Raw genomic sequence first — 18,788 nt, 5'->3', positions numbered from 1 at the left:
GGGTGTCGGGGTTCGTTGCATTGCCAAGCCCCGCCGACATCCCTATCCTTTTGTGGTGCGCCTAGTCTACCCTGACTTCAGAAAATCGCTACCGAGAGTTGTTACTCCCGGTAAGCGCTATCATAACTTCAGCACCAGATGATGGGTTCCGCCATCCAATGGCGTTTGTACCCGATGCCCCACCAGTTCCAGCGGCCGATCGTCCAGCAGCGCCTCGCTGACCCCGCGCGGATGCCGGCCGCTATTGGTCACCTCAATGCTAAAGCGGGTATCGAGCACCAGCACTTCGGCGTCGAAACCCGGCCAGGCGGCCGGTAGACAAGGATCGATAATCAAGATATCCCCTTCCCGCCGGATGCCGAGAATCCCCTCGACGCCGGCGCGGTACATCCAGCCCGCTGAACCGGTATACCAGGTCCAGCCGCCCCGCCCGACATGAGGCGCGACGGAGTAGACATCGGCGGCTATCACATAGGGTTCGACCTTATAGCGCGCCACCTGCTCCGGCGTCGAGGCGTGATTGATCGGGTTAAGCAGGGCAAACAGTTCATGGGTTTTATCCCCCCGGTCCAGGCCGGCAAACGCCAGGATCGCCCACATGGCGGCATGGGTATATTGACCGCCATTTTCGCGCAGTCCGGGCGGATAGCCTTTGATATAACCCGGATCGTGGGCGGTTTGATCAAACGGCGGGGTAAACAGCAGCGCCAGCTTATCCTCGCGGCGGATCAATAAGCGATCGAGGGAATCCATCGCCGTGGCCGCCCGCCGCGGCTCGGCCGCCCCGGATAATACGGCCCAGGATTGGGCTATGGAGTCTATGCGGCATTCGTCGTTATCTTTGCTGCCAAGCCAGGTGCCGTCGTCAAAGGTTGCCCGGCGATACCATTCGCCGTCCCAGGCGTCTTGCTCGATGGCCTGGCGCACGGACTGCGCATGGGCCTGCCAGCGCGCCGCCCGCTCGGGTTCCCGGGCGCCGACCCAGGGAGCAAACAGCGCGATGGTGCGAATCAGCAGCCAGCCGAGCCAAACGCTTTCGCCCTTGCCTCCCTCGCCCACCCGGTTCATGCCGTCATTCCAGTCGCCGGTTCCCATTAGCGGCAAACCGTGTTCACCGGTCAGGGTCAGGCACTGTTCCATCGCCTGCACGCAGTGCTGGTACAACGTCGCGCTTTCGGCGGCCACCATGGGCTGGAAAAAGGCATCGTGCTCGCCAGGCGCCAGGCGCGGCCCTTCCAGATAGGGCAGCACTTCATCGAGCACCGCTTCATCCCGGCTGCAGGCGATGTAAGTGGCCACGGCGTAGGATAGCCACACCCGGTCATCGGAAATGCGGGTACGCACCCCCTGGCCCGAGTGAGGCAGCCACCAATGCTGCACATCGCCTTCGATAAACTGGCGGCCCGCGGCGCGCAGTAAATGGCCGCGGGTTTGCTCCGGCTGGGCGAAGGTCAGCGCCATACCGTCCTGCAACTGATCGCGGAAGCCATAGGCGCCGCTGGCCTGATAGAAACCGGAGCGGGCCTGGATGCGGCAGGCCTGGGTCTGATACAGCAGCCAGCCGTTAAGCATGATATCCATGGCCGGATCGGGCGTAGTCACTTGTATCGCGCCCAATCGCCGTTGCCAATGTTCGGTAACCTGAGCCAATACCGCATCCAGATCGGCGGCGCGGTAGTTTTCTATCAGTAACCGGGCATTTTGCGCCGAGTCGCTCTGGCCGATAAACCACACCACTTCAACGCTTTGATTTACGCCTATTTCGATATGGGTCTGCAATACCGTACAAGGGTCAAAACCCGCCCCGCTGGCGCCGCTGAGGCGGCTGCCGTTCACCAAAGCGGCGGGCGCTTGCATGGCGCCGTTGCGGCCGAGGAATTCGGTGCGATCTGCGGTAAATGAATCCTGCCGTCCATCAAGATCGGCGAACGCCACCTGGCCCTGGAAGGCGGTAGCCCAGGAGTTGCGCACCAATATGGCGCCGGTATTTTCTTCCTGGCCGCTGATAAGAAACGGCCCCGATGCGCTGCGCGAGGTGCCCAGCACCCATTCCACATAGGCGGAAACGGACAGATGCAGCGTCTGATCGCCCAGGTTGCGCAGGGTTAACCGGGAAATCTTGATGGCATCATCCAACGGCACATATTGCAACAGCTCCGCCGCGCAATCGAGGGTGTTATGCTCGAAACGGGAATACCCGAAACCGTGGCGCGCCAGATAGCGGCCGCCGTCATTAATGGGGTGGGCGGTGGGGCTCCATAATTCGCCGGTGGTTTCGTTGCGGATATACAACGCCTCGCCGCCGCTGTCCAGGACCGCGTCGTTCAGCCAGGGGGTCAATTGATTCTCACGGCTGTTTTGCGCCCAGGTATAGCCGCCGCCCTGGGCCGACACCTGGAAGCCGAAATCGGGATTGGCGATCACATTGATCCAGGGCGCGGGCGGACGGGTTTGTCCATCCATTACCACCACATATTCCCGTCCATGCCGGGCAAATCCGCCGGTGCCGTTAAAAAACGCCAAATCGGCGGGCACGGGCAGCGGGCCGGGCGCCGGCAAGTGCAATTTGCTCTGCGGCAACAGGGTCACCGGCGGCAGTTCCAGGGAGGCCAATTGGCTGCCGATAGGGCCGCGCCGCGCCAGCAGCGCCAGCCGGGCTATGGACTGCAATAGCATCCGCGCTTCCTGGCTCATCAAATCCGCGCGCAGCGTATAGACATTGCCGCGCCTGGCGTCGCCGGCATAGCGGGGATGGGACTGGCTGCTGCGTACCGCGGTTTCAATGGCGATTTGCAAGTCTTGTAAATAGGACGAGGAGTGCTCGTTGATGATCACCAAATCGACGCTGAGCAGCTTCATTTGCCAATATTCATGGGCGCGCAGCAGTTGTTTCACCTGGGCGATATCCTGGACATCGTCGATACGCAGCAGCACGATGGGCAGATCGCCCGAAATCGACAACGACCACAGGGCGGATTGAATGCCGGAACCGCGAATGATGGTGTCGGAAGGCGCGCGGAAACGCGAGTCGGCATAGAGCAGCGGCGCCGCCAGGCGCTGGAAGTCGGCGGCTTCCTCGGCATTGATATCCAGATGGCGCAGCTGGACCTGCGCCTGGGTCCAGGCCAGGGTCTTGGCCCGTTTATAGGCGCTGCGGTCGTGGTGCTTGTCAATCAGCGCCATCAACTCCTCTTCGGTGGAGGCCACCAGCGTCCAGAAGGTCACGCGCACCGAACTGCCGGAAGGAATACGCACCTGGCGGCGCAGGGAGAAAATGGGATCAAGCACCGTGCCGACGGTATTGGACAACGGCTCCCGGCCGAGGATGGCATCGCCGAAGGTCGGCGAAGTTCCCTGGCCGATAAACCGCGCCCGGTCGGTTTCATACTGCGGATCGCTCAGGCTCTCCCCTTCCACGATGGCCAAATGCGCCGCCCAAACGTGGGGTTCCTGCGGAGTGCGGGTGCGGCGGGTAGCCACCAGGGCGGTAAATTCCGGCAGATAATGGGTCTGCACGAACATTTTGGCAAACGCCGGGTGGGCAATATCGGTATTGTCCGGCGCCAGCACGATTTCCGAATACGACGTCAATTCCACTTCGCGGGTACGGCGGCCGCTGTTGGTTAACATCACGCGCCTGACTTCGCCGTCATCCTCGCCGGACACCAGCACATTAAGCGTGGTGGTCAGGGTGCGGTCGTGATGGATAAAGGTGGCATCGTCTTCGCTGAAAATCACCTGGTTGAAGGATTTTCCTTTCAAGGCGCGGATGCGCCGCTCGCTTTGGGTGGTCATTCCCTGCAACTGCAGGCCGGCCGACCATACCTTGCCGCTGCGCAGATCGCGAAAGCGGATAAAAGAGCGGCTGTCGTCGCGGGTGACATCTTCGCGCCAGCGGGTGATGGCGATATTGCCCCAACGGCTATAACCGCCGCCGGCCACGGTGAGCATTACCGCGTAGCGGCCGTTGGATACCAGATGCGTGACCGGCGCGCCGGCCGGCAGCGCGGAGAAGCGGCGCTGCATGACATATTCCTGAGCGGATTTGACCACGGCTTTTTTGACTTCTTCCGCATGGGGTTTGGTCAACGCCACTTCGCGCGGCATCCGTTCCTGCAATAACAGTTCGCTGGCTTGGATCATCGGTTCGCGATGGAACCGGGCGCGCATGACGCCTCCCAGCAGGGTGTTGTCCAGCGCGACGATCGTCATGCCCTGATGGTGAGCCATATAACTGCGCACAATGGCCACTTTCTGGTTTTCCGGCAGCCGGGCGGCCGTGAAGTCCAGCGCCTCATAAAAGCCATACTCCCCGCGCGCGCCCATCTCCGCCAGCCGGCGGTAATTGAGCATGGCGCCGCGGCCGTCCACCATGGAGGCCAGGGCGGTGGCGTACGGGGCGATCACTTGGTTTTGCGCCAGGCCGCGCTGCAACCCCAGCCCCGGCACGCCGAAATTGGAGTATTGATAGGTAAAATCCAAATCGCGGGCGTTATAGGCGGACTCGGAGACGCCCCAGGGAATCTTGAGGGCCTGACCGTAAGCCTGCTGGTGCGCCACCACGACCCGGTTGGTCTGTTCCAGCAGCGTACCGGCCGCCGCCCGCATCACCAGCGACGGCATCAGATATTCAAACATCGATCCCGACCACGAAATCAGCGCCGTCCCTTTACCGGATTGGATAGCCGCGCGGCTCAGGCGAAACCAGTGCCGGGTGGGGATATCCCCTTTGGCGATAGCGAACAGGCTGGCCAGGCGGGCTTCGGAAGCCAATAAATCATAGCAACTGCTATCGAGCTGATTATCGGTAAAAGAGTAGCCAATCGACAGCAACTTGCGTTCATCGTCCACCAAAAAACGGAAATCCATGCCCAGCGCCAGGGCGCGGGCGCGATCCGCCAGGGATTGCAGGCGCAGGTGCATTACCGCCGGTTCCGACAGCGACAGCAGCCGATCCTCATTGTGGCCGGCAATGCCGTTTTTCAGCGCTTCCAGCCAAAACAGCAGGGCCGGTTCAGGCTTTTCGTCCGCGTCTATGTCCCGATCGTAGACCAGTCCATGCGCCTCTTCGGTGAGCGCGGCCAGGTCAGCCAGCAGTCCGTCATCCGACGGCGATAGTTCAAGCTGGCGGGCGATTTCATCAAGCAATACGCCCAGCGGCAGCTCGGCCAGATCGGGGGATTTCTTTAATGCCCGGCGGATCAGCAGCAAATGATCCCGCGCCCCATCCCGCCAGCCCGGCGCCACGGCGACGCCCTGCCATTCTTCGCAGGCGTTGGCCAATACGATCAGGTGGCCGGCCAGATTGCCGCTGTCCACCGAGGAGACATAGGCCGGGGCCAGGGCTTCCAGATTGCGGGTTTCATACCAGTTAAAGAAATGACCGCGATAGCGCTGTAATTTATCCAGCGACTCGAACGTCGCTTCAAGGCGCCGCAGGCTGTCGTGGGTGCCGGTCCAGCCAAAATCGCGCGCCGCCACGGTGGACAAAAGATACAGCCCGATATTGGTGGGTGAAGTCCGGTGGGCCACGATCGGCCGCGGTTCTTCCTGGAAATTATCCGGCGGCAGCATATTGTCCACCGGGGTGACAAAGGTTTCAAAAAAGCGCCAGGTGCGCCGGGCGGTCAGGCGCAGCGACTGGGCATCCGCCGGGGCCAGGACGGCCTGCGGGGCAATGACCGGCGCGCGGCTGGCCCAGAGGGCCATCAATGGCGACAGCAGCCATAACAGCGCAAAAATAGCGATGGTCGGCCAGCTCCACGGCGCGAAAAAGGCGATTACCGCGCACATCGCCAGTCCCAGGATGATGCCGCCGATCATTTGCCGGTAGAAGCCGAGCAGGTTTAAGCGCGGGCTGCCGCCGGTCTGGGCCGATGTGGTCCATTCCAGCAGTTTGCGGCGGCTGAAAAATACCCGGGATAATGATCGGACGATAGCATCGAGCATGCGCCAGGCATTGTCGGCTAAAAACACCACCTGCATCAGGATGCGCAACAGCGCATAACGCAAATCGATGGCGACGTTGCGTAAATGCTTGCGCAGCGGGACACGGCGGCGGCGCGGCAATAAATCGCAGGCGATGGGCAATAAAGACGGCACGGCGATGGCGGCGACAATCATCGCCGTCGCCAAGATCGCCAGCGGTTGAGGCAATAACCAGCTCCACCCCAGGGCGACCAGGCTAAACGGCGCCAGCAGCGAACGCCGCAGGTTATCGATCATTTTCCAGCGGCCGACGGGCGGCACCGGACTTAACCCGCCGCGGCCGTTGACGATCCAGGGCAACAGTTGCCAATCGCCGCGCGTCCAGCGATGCTGTCTTTTCGCCACTACGTCGTAACGGGCCGGGGAATCTTCCACCAGCTCCACGTCGGACGCCAGGCCGGCGCGGGCATAGATACCTTCGAACAGATCGTGGCTAAGTAATGTATTTTCAGGAATTCGCCCGTCCAAGGCGGCGTCAAACGCATCCACATCGTAAATACCCTTGCCGGTATACGAACCTTCGCCAAACAGATCCTGATAGACATCGGATACCGCGGAGGCATAAGGGTCCATGCCGCCCGGCCCCGAGAAGACCCGCTGATAAACGGAACCTTCATTGCCCAGGGGCAGCGAGGGGGTAATGCGCGGCTGCAAAATGCCGTAGCCGCTGACGATACGCTTGCGCTGCGGGTCGAATTTCGGCCGGTTGAGGGGATGGGCCATTTTACCCACCAGCAGCAGCGCGGTTTCGCGCGGCAGCCGGGTATCCGCATCCAGGGTGATGACATAGCGCACCCCTTGCGGCACGTGGCTGCCCGGGATAAAGCTGGTATCCGTTGCGCCGCGCAGCAGCAGATTAAGTTCATGCAGTTTGCCGCGTTTGCGCTCCCAGCCCATCCAGCAGGATTCGCGCTCATTAAACAAACGGCGACGATGCAGCAGCAAAAACCGCGCGCCCGCCGGGCCGGGACCGTGGCGCTGGTTCAGTTGGGCTACGCCCTCCTGAGCGCAGGCCAGCAGCGCCGCGTCGCCGGGCAGGGTTTCCTGCGGCGCATCCAAACTATCGGACAGCAGGGCGAAGGTTAAATCTCCCGTACTGCTGGCCAGGTAATGCACTTCCAGCCGTTCGATTTGTTCATTGATATCCCGCTCGTCGGTGAGCAGCACCGGCACCACGATCATGGTGCGCAATGCGGTGGGCACCCCGTCGGTTAATGCCAGACCGGCCAGCGGCGATGCGCCGAGACGCCAATTGACCAGCCGGTTAATCAGGGCGCTGGCGGCATCGCTGAACGCGGGCAGCCCCAGCAGGATGAATATCGTCAGCCAGCCGAAGCCCTGGAGGGACGGATGTAAAGCCGCGCCCGCCCCCGCCGCCAATAACAGCGTGACCACCACGATGGCTCCGGCATAGCCGGTGATGCCCGGCTCGATGGCGAAACGGTTGATCCGCAGCCGCCAGGGCGGGGTAAATTCGATGACCCGTTCCAGGGCCAAACGGCCGCCGGCAATCAGATGGTAGCCGGGATCGCCCAGTCGGGCCGCTTCGAGAGGGTCGGTCTGGCCGGCCGCCGCGTCGCGGGCCACTTCCAGCACCCGCGAGGCTATCTCCAATTCGCTCCAGCTCGACCCCCTGGCCAATTGTTCGATGGCGCTGCGATACAGGTTGCGGGTAGTGAAGTTCATTTCGTCAAACGCGCTGTACTGGCGTAAACGGTCGTCCACCAGGCTTACGCTTTCAAATAAGGTGGCCCAATCGATATCGGAAATCAGGCGCATGCTGGTGATGATATTACGCACCGTCACGTTGGAGGCGCCCAACCGTTGCTGGGCGTTTTGCACAATCAGCTCGATGGAGCTGTCCTGCTGATTTAAACGCTCTTCCAGCCAGGCCACCGCGGGCGTGGTGCGAGGGTCCTGATTGCGCAGGCGCTTGGCCAGCTGCGCGGCGAAATGCTCATTAAGCGGCGTGGTGTAGCGGGAAAGGTGCGCCGCTTCCATCGCCGCCTGCGCATTACCCTTGGCCAGCAGCCGGTTGGCCAGTTCCTCGGCATTCTGGCGGGCTTTACGCCCCTCGCCGATTTGATCCGCCAGGCGCCGCAGATTTTCGATGAGCACAATTCGCAGGGTAATGGCCACCGCCCAGAGTTCGCCGATGGTGAGCGGCTGCACCCGTTGGTAGGCATTAATAAAACGCTTGAGATTTTCCGGGTCGAAATGGCTATCGGTATGGGCGATAAATGCCCAGGCCAGGCCGAAGACGCGCGGGTAACCGGCGAAAGGACCCTCTGCCAATTTGGGCAACAGGCGGTAGAAACTCGGCGGCAAATCTTCGCGGATTTCGCGGATCTGCGCTTCGACTAAATGGTAATTATCCAGCAGCCATTCGGCGGCGGGCACCACGGTACGCCCCTTTTCCAGCTCCTGGGCGCTGGCCCGGTAAGCCGCCAGCAATACCGCGGCGTTATCATTGAGCCGCAGGCGCAGCGACGATACGGAGGGGGGGTTAGCGGTAACCGTTTGTGCCATCGCCAGGGTTTGTGCATGTTGTTCCAGCCGTTCGACGCCGAACAATTCTCTTCTGACGGGAGAAGTGTCATTCCACGGTGACGAGGCCTCGCGGAAACGAAATATCCCAGCCAATAAATTTTTCATAGCAGCCTCGACCCGCGGCTTCTTGCCACGGGCATAACCAATAATAATATACGTGCAACATGCCGTATTATGGATTCAATGCAATGACCGTCCCCCGCCATCCCGCGGCGGTTCTCACCGCCGCGCCAGCGGCGCTGGCCGCTCGATAGCGGAGCACATTAGGACAAAGCCATTCGTCGCCGTCATATGCGGCGACATCACCCTGGTAAGAGGCACCGCGCGTGGTGCCGCGCATGTGATTAACCATGCCTGAGTAAGGAATGCCTTAACGGCAAAAAAGAAATGCAAGCATCCGCATGGGGGCAATAAACCGCCCCCTGATCGCGCCGCCAGGCGGCGCGTGCATATCGGGTACTCTGAATATGGACCATAACCTTGATTTTCGCCAATGCGATGATATCAAGTTGCTTAGTGAGTCATTAAATCAAAGCAAAACAGGTCCCGCGGGGAAAAATGGGGCCGTGAAGTTATAAACGCGCCACCCACGCCTGGGCAAGCAACGCCTGGTCGCCGCTGATGGCCGGCGGGGTTTGGTTGCTTACCGCATCGATAAAATGCCGTACCGCGCCGGTAAACCCCCGCTGGGCCAGGATGGTCTGCCAAGCGGGCACCGGTAATTCGCTGATAACGCCCTGGCTTTCGCTGCGCCATACGCGCATCTCTTCGATGCGATACACCGCCCCCGCGTCCACCGCGCCGACGGTTTCGCACTGGCTGCCCGCCTGGCGGTGCATACTGGTGGTAACCAGGCAGCCCCGATGGTTGAAATGATGCTCGGCATACAGCAGCTGGCCCGCCGGATTGCTTTGCAGCACCCCGCTCTCCAGGACCGGGCCGCCGGGCCGATCGGGGCAGGCCAGGGTTGCCGCCCCGCCGCCGGCACGCTCGCCGTCCGCCAGCCACAGCGCGGTGTCCACCACGTGCAGATAATCATCAAGCAGCGTGAAGCGCATATCCTGAGGGCCTACGCTGTCGGCGCGGTGTTTATCCATCCGGATCGAGGCCGGCTGGCGCAAGGATTGTTTTAAGCGCAGATACAGCGGGGCAAAACGCCGGTTGAACCCCACCATCAAAGCCCGTTGCTTATGGGCCGCCAGGGCGACCAATTGCTCCGCCTGCTCCAGCGTCTGCGCCAGGGGTTTGTCCACATAGACATGTAAGCCGCGCGCCAGCAATTGCCCCACCACCGCGAAATGGGTGGCGGTGCTGGTATGTACAAACGCCGCGTCGCACCGCTGCGCCAATGCGTCCAGGCTGGAGAAACATTCGATGCGATAGCCGGCGCATATGGCATGCGCTTTTTGTTGATTGGGTGAAAAGGCGCCGACCACCTGCCAGTTTTCCGTTTGGCACAATAACGGCAAATAGACTTTTTGCGCGATACCGCCCAGTCCCACGATCCCGATGCGTAAGGTCATACTCTCTCCGGCAAGCTTTCAAGCAAGATATTTAACGACCCGGCGTCCAAGCGCTATAGGTCAATGCCGTCAGGACATGATCGCGCCACTGGCCGTCGATCAGCAGATACTCCCTGGCAAAGCCTTCCTGCTCGAACCCCAGGCGCGCCAGCAGGTTACCGCTGCGCTGATTGTGCGGCATATAGTTGGCCATGATACGGTGCATTTGCTGATGGCGCTGCATATACCGAATGGCGGCCAGCAGCGCTTCATACATTAACCCCTGGCCCTGCCATTTTTCGCCCAGCGAATAACCGAGAAAGCAGGCATAAAACGACCCACGCAGCACATTACTGAAGTTGGCCACGCCGTACACCTCTTTTTCCTCCGGATCGAGCAGGATAAAATAGTAAGCGGTACCCTGCCGGTGCATTTCGGTAATCAGGCCCAGGCGGGCCTGCCAGCCCGAAGGGAAGCAGTGGCTTTCATCACGAACCGGTTCCCAGGGCTTCAGGTAGTCCCGGTTGGCGGCATAATACTCAGCCAGTAGGTACGCGTCGCGTTCATGAACCAAACGCACCACCAGCCTGGCGGTAACCAGTCGCACCTTAGGCGACGCTGAGCGATAGCCAAACATCTTTCCTCCGCTATCCGGGCAATTCGATAAGCATGTCGGGTCGACGTCCCGGTCATTGGCCGACGCGCCCTTAAAGAGGTCGCTGTAAGCGAAGCCGCGGCCTCGACCCGGCCATTTCACCACAGTACAATTAGCGGCATACACTTTTTTTGCCGTTAAACCGTGGGAAAGTGATCCCCCTCATAAATTAACGGTTCTGCCATCATTTTTCGATAAAAAAATTATCCCTGCCGCCGGGCTATCGTTATTCACCCATAGCGGTCAGAATAAGGTTCTCATAATAGGTCATTGGGTTCGTGGTGAAGTATGTCATCGGTGTCGCAAGCTCGGAGCTTGGGTAAGTATTTTCTCCTGTTGGATAATATGTTGGTCGTCCTGGGTTTTTTTGTGGTGTTTCCCCTTATTTCCATCCGCTTCGTCGATCAATTAGGCTGGGCCGCGCTGCTGGTGGGCATCGCCCTCGGGCTGCGCCAGCTGATTCAACAGGGGTTGGGCATCTTTGGCGGCGCTATCGCCGATCGCCTGGGCGCCAAGCCCATGATTATCACCGGCATGCTGTTGCGCGCCTTGGGTTTCGCCCTGATGGCCATTGCGGATCAACCCTGGGTACTTTGGCTGTCCTGCGCGCTTTCAGGCCTGGGCGGAACGCTGTTTGACCCGCCGCGCACCGCGCTGGTGGTCAAGCTGACCCGGCCCCATGAACGGGGCAGGTTCTTTTCCATTCTGATGATGCAAGATAGCGCCTGCTCGGTGATCGGGGCGCTGATCGGCAGTTGGCTGCTGAAATACGATTTTCACCTGGTCTGCTGGGCGGGCGCGCTGATGTTTATCCTGGCGGCGATATTCAACGGCTGGCTGCTGCCTGCCTATCGCATTTCGTCCGTGCGCGCGCCTATGCTGGACGGCATGCGGCGCGTGCTGCGGGACCGGCGGTTCGTCACCTATGTCTTGACGCTGACCGGCTATTATATGCTGGCAGTGCAGGTGATGCTGATGTTGCCGATTAGGGTCAACGAAGTGTCGGGACAACCTTCGGCGGTAAAATGGATGTACGCCATCGAAGCGGTGCTGTCCCTTACCCTGCTCTATCCCATCGCCCGCTGGAGTGAAAAACGGTTCAGCCTGGAGGTCAGGCTGATGGCGGGCCTGCTAATCATGACGCTCAGCCTGTTCCCTATCGGTATGGCCGGCAGCCTGCACGTTCTGTTTAGTTTAATCGGCCTGTTTTACGTAGGCTCAATCATCGCCGAGCCCGCCAGGGAAACCCTCGGCGCCTCGCTGGCGGACGGTCGGGCCAGGGGCAGCTATCTGGGCTTTAGCCGGCTGGGCCTGGCGCTGGGAGGCGCCATCGGATACAGCGGCGGCGGTTGGTTATACGATGTCGGTATGCAATTGGATCTCCCGGAGCTGCCCTGGATGATGCTGGGCCTCATCGGGCTGGCCACCCTATTCGGCCTGTACCGGCAGTTTCACCAGCGCGGCATTGAACCGGCCATGCTTAGCGGGCGCTAAGTACGCCAACCGCGGGCCGTATTTGTCCGCTGCTGGCCGGACAAACGGGGCGATAAATATGGTTATATAGCAAGGGTTAACCCATAATTACCTCTACCGGCATGGATTTACGTTAGCGGACGGCCACGGCTATTGCGTTACACGGCCCCACTATGCCGCCACTATGCCAAGATATATCAACCAGGAGAAGAAGCCTCATTATGAAACTCTATATCTATGAGCATTGCCCATTCTGCGTTAAAGCCCGATCGATATTCGGCCTGAAGAATGTTCCCGTCGAACTGAAGGTCTTTCTCAATGACGACGAAGCCACGCCTATCGGTATGGTAGGTAAAAAAATGGTGCCGATCTTACAAAAAGACGACGGCAGCTTTATGCCCGAAAGTATGGATATCGTCCATTTCATCGATCGGCAGTATGGCCAGCCGCTGCTGACCGGGCCGCTTAACGCCGCCATTGGTCAATGGCTGGCCACCAATCATGAATCATCCTACCCGCTGGTTTTGCCGCGAAACGCCAATGCCCCGTTTGAAGAGTTCTCCACCCCGGCGGCGCGCAGTTATTTCATTACCAAAAAAGAGGCCGCCAACGGCAGCTTCGAAGAACATCTGTCCCATACGCCGGGACTGGTAAAAAAGGTCAGCCAGCAATTGCGCGAGCTCGATCCGTTGATCCAGCAAGCCAACGCCTGCAACGGCGAGTTGTCCGATGACGATATCCATTTATTCGCCCGGCTGCGCTCCCTGACCATCGTCGCCGGGCTGGACTGGCCGACCCGGGTAGCGGATTACCGCGACAATATGGCCAAACAGACGCAGGTTAACCTGTTGACCAGCGTCGCCCAATAAGCTTTACCGCCCGGCGCCGATGGCCGGTGGACAACGGCGCCGGGCGGTTTGGCCAGACTTTTCGGGACGGGAATGAAGAAACCTAAACAGACGGCGCGGGCGTGGCTGTTCGGCGCAATGGCCGCGAGCATGCTGCTCAGCGGCTGTAATAAGCTTACGCAATACACCATCAGCGAACGCGAAGTGAATACCTATCTGCAAAAGCATAGCGATTTCAAAAAAAATATCGGCATTCCCGGCGTGGCCGATGCCCGCATCGAGGTGACCGATCTGGCCAGCCAAATCGGCCGTACTGAAGCGGATAAGGTCAGGCTATCCGGCAACGCCCGGGTGGACATCGATACGCTCTGGGGGTCGCAACGGGCCGATGTGCAGCTGACCTTGCAGGCGCAGCCTTACTATGACAAATCGAGGGGCGCGATTTATCTGCGCGACATGCGCCTGCTGGATTACCGGGTACAGCCGGAAACGCTGGCATCGACATTCAGTGCGCTGAGCCCTTATCTCGATCTCGCCCTGAAGTCCTATTTCGACACGCAGCCCGCTTATGTGCTGGACGCGGATCGCGATAAGAACGAGGCATTGGCCAAACGGCTGGCCCAGCGTATAGACGTTATACCCGGCGCGTTGGTCATCCCCTTTAGCTATTGATGCGTATTCAACCTGCGGGCGTTTCGTCCAGTTCTTCGCGCATGGCTTGCAGGGCTTCGCGGGATATTATCGCCAGGGCGCGGTAGAAGTCTCCGGCGGCGCAGGCTTCCACCTGGTCCAGGAACCGATCGCTCCAGGGCAGCAAATAGAGGTCGAACAGCCGGCGCTGGGCGGCGGTTTCATCCTGCTGCGCATGATCTTCCAGCCACGAAGCGGCCAGCAATAAGGCGCCAAAGTGATCCGCAGGCCCGTCGCCGCGAGGCATGCCGAGCTGCTGCAAGAACGCCGTCACATCGGCCGCGTCCGCCGGCAACCACGCCGAACGCAGGGGCGATACGCGCGCGGCCTCGCCGATAAGCGCACCCTCTCTATCCGTACCATCAATAGCCGTACCATTAATAGCCGTGTTGCCAATAACCGACTTGCCAATAAATAGCCGCGCATATTCCTCGGCCAGACCCGCCGGAACGCAGCTTTGCTGCAACCGCGCCAACAGTTCATCTTGCTCAAGCGGCCAATGGGCCGCCAGCTTACCTTCCGCAATTAGCGCCATCAGCGGCGCCAGCGTGGCATCCTGCGGCTGACGGTAAAATAACGTCCCCAACACCCGGCAAACCATAGAGAAATCGTTCATCCCATATACCCGTTTTACTAAACCGGCGCGAACCTTGGCATAAAATAATGCATTGCGCAATGCATAGAACAGCGTTTTGCGGATGCCGCGCCAATACAAAGCCGAACGTGGCGGCACCAGGCCGGCAAGGGCAAATTGTGATACAAAGCTGCGGCGTGCTGTAACATTTTGTGCTGTTTAGCCTGTGATTCGCGTTTTTTATAAAGCAGAATTTGACCCACCTCCCAGACATTTCCCATCCTGCGTTAAAAAAAATATCCCTCCCCTTAAATGAACATTGTATGGCCGAAATGACAGCGAAGCGGCAAAGTAAAATGTTGTTTTATTTTATCTCATTTAAAGGTATATCTTATAAATCAATTAGTTGAAAACTAAGACCAAAATTTATAAAAAGAATATTAATGCAGGATTTGTGACTCAACAGTCGTTTTTAAGAGTAAAAGTATGCTGCTGGTATAAGCAGACGTGATAAGATCATACCCTTACCTATATTCTGTATTAGGCTGGAATTAAACAACTATTCTATGCATTATTTCAGGTAGCAGCAGCACCCAATCTGCATATTTATGCAACTGCGCATTAACTTGCGATTGCACTGCTGCCAAAATGAACATTCCTGAAATAAATGAGGCAAAATTTTAGATAAAAAAAATAAATAACCATATAAAATATTAGGTTTTATAATTTTATATACAACTTACCAACCCACCCATTGTTCGAAATTCAGATTTATTACCCTCACTATAATTTCTGGTCTCGTCTATTGTTTCTATGGTTCGTATTAATTTTCTTTAAGATAAACCTTATTAGGAGGTAGGCATGAGCAGGTAACGGATTTATGAAAAAGATAAAATATTAGAAAATACAATATTCTATATCTTGAAAATTTCAGCACCTAGCGTAACGTTCACAACAGCATGTATAAGAAAAAGAGTTACCTCGAGGTATTTGCAGATGAAACTGTCACAAACAATAACCATAAATCAGGGTGATGTGAAAATTCCAACCGATCTTCGTACCCGGCTACGCTGGAAAGAGTATCAGATCCTACTCTTATTACTTGAAAAATCACCGGAAGTGCTCACCCGCGCCGAGTTGATTGATACCATTTGGAAAGGCACTTATTGCTCAGATTCAACGATCAATCAAACTATAAAATCAATACGTCAAAAGATTGGCGATGAAAATCATCAAATTATTAAAACCATTCCCAGGATTGGCTATATAATTGAGGAAAAACAAAGAATTACTATTAACTCAGACGAGGAGTTCATTGCCGAAATCAGCCCACCCGAGCCGCAGCATGACACCTCTCAGGTGGCAGACATTTCAGCAGGGAAAAGATCGAATATCCCCCGTAGCAATGAGCATGATCGGTACAAAGGGCATGATCGCGATGAAGAGTTATATTGTGCACCAATCTGGGCGCTGCCTTCTCATTCCAGATCGGCTCGTAGCGTAAGCAAAACGTCATTAATTCGATCGAATAAGTTAAAAAGTATTACTTATCTTTGTTTGTTGATGATTCAGCATAAAAAAAATGAAATAGTTATTAGCTTTTTAGGTTTCTTTGTCTTTGCAGTAGTCATCTTATGTTCCTTATCCATTCTCAAGGCGCCCATATCCTCTTACACTCTGGGATTAGCCAACCTGAGCCGCGCAAATGTCCTATCGTTGACTTGTCCGCTAGGTTATGGAAAGTTTTTTTCAGATGAAGCCAGTTGTGAACATTACACCACCAAATTCGCCATAGACACCGCTGATTGCCAGGCAGTCAATATAAGATGATCTAACCCCCTGCCCTATCGCGTTACTTCTCTCACTAAAAGGCCCGAAAGCCATTTCGGGCCTTTTTTATGTTATTTCCTCATGCGTCGATGAGACCAATGATATAAAACACAATAAAATGTTATATGAATTTTATAAACAAAGTATATTTCATATAAACTCAATAATAATTTCTGTATTAAACATACCATTTCATCTTTTTTTATTTGTTTAACCCAGCGTTTATTCTTATATTAGTCACTCGGCAAACATTATTTTTAGGCTGAAGCATAAGTCGTGAAGAGCGTCTCAAGCTGCCTTCATGATAATGCAATTGTCAATCATGCATGTACGACGATGACTACAGCCCTTCAATACTGCCACGAGGATCATGAAAGCAATAATTTATAATTCTTTTTGGATCATTCTTGAGAAAATTTGCTTCGCCGGTGCGGGCATCATCTCTGCCATGTATGTTGCTCGTTATTTAGGACCGGATAATTTTGGGACATTAAATTATTTAGTTTCAATCATTGCCTTAATTCTTCCTTTCATTCAATTAGGCAGCGATAATATTTTATTCAATCGAATTGCGAAGAAACCGCTTAGCGGTATGACGCTGATGATTGCCTCTTTACGGATAAAATTTATACTTTTTTTGTTTTTTAGCACCGGATTGTTTATTTGGGCGAGCCAGACTTTGCCGGCAGATAAAACGAAAATTTTGGCGATATTATTGATTAGCAGTTTTTTTACTCTGCGTGATATTTATAAATTGTACTATGACGCGACGCTGGCTTCGAAAATTAATTTAGTCATTAATAACACGGCGCTGGTCATTTTTGTGGCGCTTAATCTGGCCTTTGTTCATTTTCAGTTAGGCTTGACGTGGTTTGCGGGTTCAGTCGCGGTACGCGCCCTGCTCCCTTATCTAGTGCGAAAAGTGATATTTAGCCGCGGTCACATGGCCAAGCGCTATGCGCGCCAGAAACCGCTGAAGTTAAAATATTTAAAATTTTATAATATTTATTTATTGAAGGTTGGATTACCGCTGGCGGTATCCGGCCTGGCAATTGTTATTTATACCCGCATAGATCAAATTATGCTGGCAAAATTCATCGGCTACCATGCGGTGGGATTATATAGCGCGGCCATGGCGATTAGCCAAGGGTGGGTGCTGGTGCCAATGGCCCTCATCACCTCGTTCATGAGCCTGATTGCGGGCGAAAGAGACCCGCAGAAAGCCAATGGCCGGATCCGTTTGCTGTATATGCTTACCCTGTCGCTATCCGTGCCGGTAATCATAATAATCGCATTATTCAGCAAAGAAATCATACGGTTGGTTTATGGCGAGGCTTACATGGCTTCCGCAGCTATTTTGCCGATCTGCGCATTGACCTCGCTGTGTGGCGTATTGGGCACCATTTCTTATCGCATCATCATTATGCATGCGGGGTATCGATTTATGGCGATGAAGATGCCCATCGTGGCTTTATTGAACGTGGGCCTTAATTATCATTTTATTCCGTTATTCGGCATAACCGGGGCCGCACTATCCACATTGTTTTCCGAGGCTATATCGCTTTTTTTGCTTAATGCCATGTTTAAAAAAGGGTTAGTCACAAATCATTTATTTGGTGCCTACAAAAGTATCCCTGCTTTAATAATAGAGGTAAAAAACCATGTTAAATCCAATCGCCAGACAAGCCACTAAACTACTCCCAGATATGCTGTATCATCAATTAAAATATGCGCGAGTGTTTAAAAAATGGCCGAACTTCTCCAAGCCCACCACGTTTAGCGAGAAGATCACTCTCCGTAATTTCAGGCCCAAGACCATTTATACTGACTTGGCGGATAAATTAAAGGTTCGTGATTATATAGCGAATTCCATTGGCGAAAAATACCTGATTAATCTACATGCCTATTGCACCGAGTTAACCCAGGCCATCTATGACGGTCTGCCGGAATCGTTCGTGATCAAAGCCAATCATGGCTCGGGTTTTAACCTGGTGGTCTTTGATAAAATGCAAACCACTTTTGCCCAGTTAAGCGCGCTAACCAAGCAATGGACCAAAAGTAATTTCTATAAAGTAACTCGTGAAAGACATTATAAAAAAATCCAGCCTTACATTATGGTGGAGCAACTGCTGATAGAAGATGGCAAAGTGCCAAACGATGTGAAATTTCACTGTTTTAACCAACAGGGGGAAATGCATATCTTTATTCAGGTGGATTATGACCGCTTCGGCGTGCATCGCCGGGATGTGTTTGATACCCAATGGAACAAGACCGATATACGCATGGGCCTGCCGAACAATCCGGTCCCCATGGCCGCGCCCAAAAACCTGGCTGAGATGGTTTCCCTGGCTAAACATATTGCCCAAGAATTTTCCTATGTCAGGGTAGATTTTTACGAAACCAACGGCAGCGTCTATTTTGGCGAACTCACCTTCACCCCCGGCGCGGGGCTGTGTAAAATGTACCCGGAAGGCGTCCAGCATCAATGGGGCAGCTTTTTTACCGACTGATCGGGGGAAATTGCGTGTTTAACCAAAGTCTGCCAATTACGCAAATTGACCGCAGGCGGGCCGGCAAAAGACTAATGGGCCACGCAATAACATATTTTAATAACGATGCGGCCCATATGCTCAAAGCCTGAGCAAACAGCTGAACATTGAAAAATTATACTTGACCAG

10 protein-coding genes are annotated in these 18,788 nt (G+C 55.7%); 6 read left to right on the top strand and 4 right to left on the bottom strand.

Features of this window, described 5'->3' with window-relative positions:
- Window positions 1-120 precede the first annotated feature (120 nt).
- From ACL2XP_RS11510 to rimJ, 3 genes are all read right to left on the bottom strand, one after another.
- Window positions 121-8,643: a GH36-type glycosyl hydrolase domain-containing protein gene (locus tag ACL2XP_RS11510; RefSeq protein WP_413738638.1), complete on the bottom strand. Its 8,523-nt coding sequence runs from the start codon at window positions 8,641-8,643 to the stop codon at window positions 121-123.
- A 467-nt stretch (window positions 8,644-9,110) separates the two neighbouring features.
- On the bottom strand, window positions 9,111-10,061 hold the full coding sequence (locus tag ACL2XP_RS11505; RefSeq protein ID WP_413738637.1) for a Gfo/Idh/MocA family protein: 951 nt from the start codon (window positions 10,059-10,061) through the stop codon (window positions 9,111-9,113).
- Between the two features lie 31 nt (window positions 10,062-10,092).
- Complete coding sequence (gene rimJ / locus ACL2XP_RS11500) at window positions 10,093-10,677, bottom strand: ribosomal protein S5-alanine N-acetyltransferase (RefSeq protein WP_413738636.1); 585 nt, start codon at window positions 10,675-10,677, stop codon at window positions 10,093-10,095.
- A gap of 306 nt (window positions 10,678-10,983) precedes the next feature.
- On the opposite strand from rimJ, the gene mdtH reads away from it, so the two are divergent.
- The 3 genes from mdtH to ACL2XP_RS11485 all read left to right on the top strand — a co-directional run bounded on the left by mdtH (window position 10,984) and on the right by ACL2XP_RS11485 (window position 13,688).
- Window positions 10,984-12,189, top strand: a complete 1,206-nt coding sequence (mdtH, locus tag ACL2XP_RS11495) for a multidrug efflux MFS transporter MdtH (RefSeq protein ID WP_413738635.1) — start codon at window positions 10,984-10,986, stop codon at window positions 12,187-12,189.
- Window positions 12,190-12,389: 200 nt separating this feature from the next.
- Window positions 12,390-13,037, top strand: a complete 648-nt coding sequence (grxB, locus tag ACL2XP_RS11490; protein ID WP_413738634.1) for a glutaredoxin 2 — start codon at window positions 12,390-12,392, stop codon at window positions 13,035-13,037.
- Between the two features lie 72 nt (window positions 13,038-13,109).
- Window positions 13,110-13,688 carry a lipoprotein gene (locus tag ACL2XP_RS11485; protein WP_413738633.1) on the top strand — a complete coding sequence of 193 codons (579 nt, stop codon included), beginning with the start codon at window positions 13,110-13,112 and terminating at the stop codon, window positions 13,686-13,688.
- Between the two features lie 7 nt (window positions 13,689-13,695).
- On the opposite strand, the gene ACL2XP_RS11480 is transcribed toward ACL2XP_RS11485, so the two are convergent.
- Entirely contained in the window at window positions 13,696-14,322 is a 627-nt protein-coding gene (locus ACL2XP_RS11480; RefSeq protein WP_413738632.1) for a molecular chaperone, read from the bottom strand.
- Window positions 14,323-15,276: 954 nt separating this feature from the next.
- Here ACL2XP_RS11480 and ACL2XP_RS11475 point away from each other — a divergent pair.
- The 3 genes from ACL2XP_RS11475 to ACL2XP_RS11465 all read left to right on the top strand — a co-directional run bounded on the left by ACL2XP_RS11475 (window position 15,277) and on the right by ACL2XP_RS11465 (window position 18,620).
- Complete coding sequence (locus ACL2XP_RS11475) at window positions 15,277-16,110, top strand: winged helix-turn-helix domain-containing protein (RefSeq protein ID WP_413738631.1); 834 nt, start codon at window positions 15,277-15,279, stop codon at window positions 16,108-16,110.
- A gap of 370 nt (window positions 16,111-16,480) precedes the next feature.
- Complete coding sequence (locus ACL2XP_RS11470) at window positions 16,481-17,803, top strand: flippase (RefSeq protein WP_413738630.1); 1,323 nt, start codon at window positions 16,481-16,483, stop codon at window positions 17,801-17,803.
- The gene (locus ACL2XP_RS11465; RefSeq protein ID WP_413738629.1) at window positions 17,772-18,620 is read left to right on the top strand and encodes an ATP-grasp fold amidoligase family protein; all 849 of its coding nucleotides are present in this window, start codon (window positions 17,772-17,774) and stop codon (window positions 18,618-18,620) included. Before ACL2XP_RS11470 ends, ACL2XP_RS11465 begins: the two co-directional genes overlap by 32 nt.
- Window positions 18,621-18,788: the final 168 nt, after the last annotated feature.

The organism is Sodalis sp. RH21 (genome assembly GCF_047324175.1).
Classification (GTDB): Bacteria; Pseudomonadota; Gammaproteobacteria; order Enterobacterales; family Enterobacteriaceae; genus Acerihabitans.
This window is presented reverse-complemented; position numbering and strand designations above follow the sequence as displayed.

What these genes read in the sequence shown, in the direction of transcription:
- ACL2XP_RS11510 (WP_413738638.1), bottom strand. Translation starts at nt 8,643, where the DNA reads ATGAAAAATTTATTGGCTGGGATATTTCGTTTCCGCGAGGCCTCGTCA.
- ACL2XP_RS11485 (WP_413738633.1), top strand. Translation starts at nt 13,110, where the DNA reads ATGAAGAAACCTAAACAGACGGCGCGGGCGTGGCTGTTCGGCGCAATG.
- grxB (WP_413738634.1), top strand. Translation starts at nt 12,390, where the DNA reads ATGAAACTCTATATCTATGAGCATTGCCCATTCTGCGTTAAAGCCCGA.
- ACL2XP_RS11480 (WP_413738632.1), bottom strand. Translation starts at nt 14,322, where the DNA reads ATGAACGATTTCTCTATGGTTTGCCGGGTGTTGGGGACGTTATTTTAC.
- rimJ (WP_413738636.1), bottom strand. Translation starts at nt 10,677, where the DNA reads ATGTTTGGCTATCGCTCAGCGTCGCCTAAGGTGCGACTGGTTACCGCC.
- ACL2XP_RS11505 (WP_413738637.1), bottom strand. Translation starts at nt 10,061, where the DNA reads ATGACCTTACGCATCGGGATCGTGGGACTGGGCGGTATCGCGCAAAAA.
- ACL2XP_RS11470 (WP_413738630.1), top strand. Translation starts at nt 16,481, where the DNA reads ATGAAAGCAATAATTTATAATTCTTTTTGGATCATTCTTGAGAAAATT.
- mdtH (WP_413738635.1), top strand. Translation starts at nt 10,984, where the DNA reads ATGTCATCGGTGTCGCAAGCTCGGAGCTTGGGTAAGTATTTTCTCCTG.
- ACL2XP_RS11475 (WP_413738631.1), top strand. Translation starts at nt 15,277, where the DNA reads ATGAAACTGTCACAAACAATAACCATAAATCAGGGTGATGTGAAAATT.
- ACL2XP_RS11465 (WP_413738629.1), top strand. Translation starts at nt 17,772, where the DNA reads ATGTTAAATCCAATCGCCAGACAAGCCACTAAACTACTCCCAGATATG.